The following is a 2,005-nucleotide window of genomic DNA, read 5'->3' as shown; positions in this document are numbered from 1 at the left end:
CACGCCGACGCGGGCGTCGACCTCATCGTCGCGCAGGGCACCGAGGCCGGCGGGCACACCGGCGAGGTGTCGACGATGGTGCTGGTTCCCGAGGTCGTCGACGCGGTCGCGCCGGTGCCGGTTTTGGCCGCCGGCGGCATCGCGTGCGGTCGGCAGGTTGCCGCGGCCCTGGCGTTGGGCGCCGAGGGTGTGTGGTGCGGGTCGGTGTGGCTGACCACCGAGGAGGCCGAGACGCCGGCGGTGGTCAAGGAGAAGTTCCTAGCGGCCACGTCGTCGGAGACTGTGCGGTCGCGATCGTTGACGGGCAAGCCGGCCCGGATGCTGCGCACCGCCTGGACCGACGAGTGGGACCGGCCCGACACCCCGGACCCGTTGGGTATGCCGCTACAGAGCGCGCTGATCGGCGACCCGCAGCTGCGTATCCACCAGGCCGCCACCAAGCCGGATGCGCGGGCCCGCGACCTGGCGACCTACTTTGTCGGGCAGGTGGTGGGCTGCCTCGACAAGGTGCGGCCGACCCAGAGCGTGGTGCTCGACATGGTCGACGAGTTCATCGACGCGGTGCGGCGTCTCGACGAGCTGGTGCAGCAGTGAGCGTCACCACCCGCCGGCGGCGCGCGGTCAGCGACGAGGATAAATCCGCGCGCCGCAACCAGATTCTCGGAGCTGCCAAAAAAGTATTCGCCCGCAAGGGCTTTCACGCGACCACCATCGCCGACATCGCCAAACAGGCCAAGCTGGCCTACGGCTCGATCTACTGGTACTTCGACAACAAGGACGACCTCTTCCACGCACTGATGGCGGTCGAGGAAGAGGCGCTTCGCACACAGGTCTCCATTGCGCTGGCCGCACAGGGCAGCGCCGTCAGCGGTGATGCCCTGTTCCGGACGGCGGTCAAGGAGGTGTTCGAGTTCTTCGAAGCCGACAAAGCCACCGTCAAGTTGCTGTTCCGGGATGCCTACGCGCTCGGCGACCGCTTCGAGAAGCACCTCGGCGGTATTTACGAGCGTTTTATCGATGAGATCGAAACCTTCATCGTCATGGCCCAGGACCGCGGTGACGTCGTCGTCGCTCCACCGCGGATGGTGGCATTCACGCTCGCCGCGCTGATCGGCCAGCTGGCGCACCGGCGGATCTCCACCGACGACGGTGTGACGGCGGCCGAAGTCGCCGATTTCGTCGTGACCCTGGTCCTGGATGGCTTGCGACCTAGGCAGGCCTGAAATGCGCAACCTGAGGTTTGTCGTCATCGGAGCGGGGATGGCCGGGTTGCTCGCCGCGATCAAGCTGCGCGAGGCCGGTTTCACCGACGTGACGGTATATGAGAAGGCCGACCGGCTCGGCGGAACCTGGCGGGAGAACACCTACCCCGGCATCGCCTGCGACGTGCCTGCCCACCTGTACAGCTACTCGTTTGCCCCCAACCCGGAGTGGAGCCACATGTTCGCCCCGGGCGCGGAGATTCTCGCCTACCTGCAGGCCGTGGCCCGCCGGTACGGCGTCGACACGGCGATCCGCTACGGCACCGAGGTATGCCGCCTGGACTACGACGGAAACCGTTGGCGTGTCGAGACATCCGCTGGCCACCGGGACGAGGCCGATGTCGTCATCGCTGCCACCGGGGTGCTGCACCACCCGCGCTATCCCGACATCGACGGACTCGACGCGTTCGCGGGCCGGGTCTTCCACAGCGCCCGCTGGGACCACGACACGGCGCTGGACGGGGCCCGCCTCGGGGTGGTCGGCACCGGATCGTCGGCGGCCCAGATCGTCGCCGCCGTGGTCGACACCGTTGGGCAGCTGCATCTGTTCCAGCGCACACCGCAGTGGATCTTGCCGGTCGACAACCCGCCAATCGCCGAGGAGGACCGGGCCCGCTACCGCGAAAACCACGCGGCGCTCACCGAATTGCGGGAGGAGCTCAATACCAACTTTGTGGAGAACTTCGCCAACGCCGTCGTCGACGCGGACTCGCCGCAACTGAAACTGCTGAAGAAGATCTGCC

The 2,005-nt window shown here is 67.4% G+C and carries 3 protein-coding genes; all 3 read left to right on the top strand.

Going from position 1 to position 2,005, the window contains the following annotated elements:
* On the top strand, positions 1-594 hold a 594-nt coding region (locus tag AC2VOP_RS18445), incomplete at its 5' end, for an NAD(P)H-dependent flavin oxidoreductase (RefSeq protein ID WP_486962307.1).
* Complete coding sequence (locus AC2VOP_RS18440; RefSeq protein ID WP_486962306.1) at positions 591-1,223, top strand: TetR/AcrR family transcriptional regulator; 633 nt, start codon at positions 591-593, stop codon at positions 1,221-1,223. The genes AC2VOP_RS18445 and AC2VOP_RS18440, both read left to right, overlap by 4 nt.
* A gap of 1 nt (position 1,224) precedes the next feature.
* A partial coding sequence (locus tag AC2VOP_RS18435; RefSeq protein ID WP_486962305.1) for a flavin-containing monooxygenase occupies positions 1,225-2,005 on the top strand: 781 nt, incomplete at its 3' end.

The sequence above is a fragment of the Mycobacterium sp. TH-M106 genome (assembly GCF_057473765.1).
The sequence above is the reverse complement of the archived record's forward strand: the minus strand, read 5'-3'. Positions and strand labels throughout refer to the sequence as shown.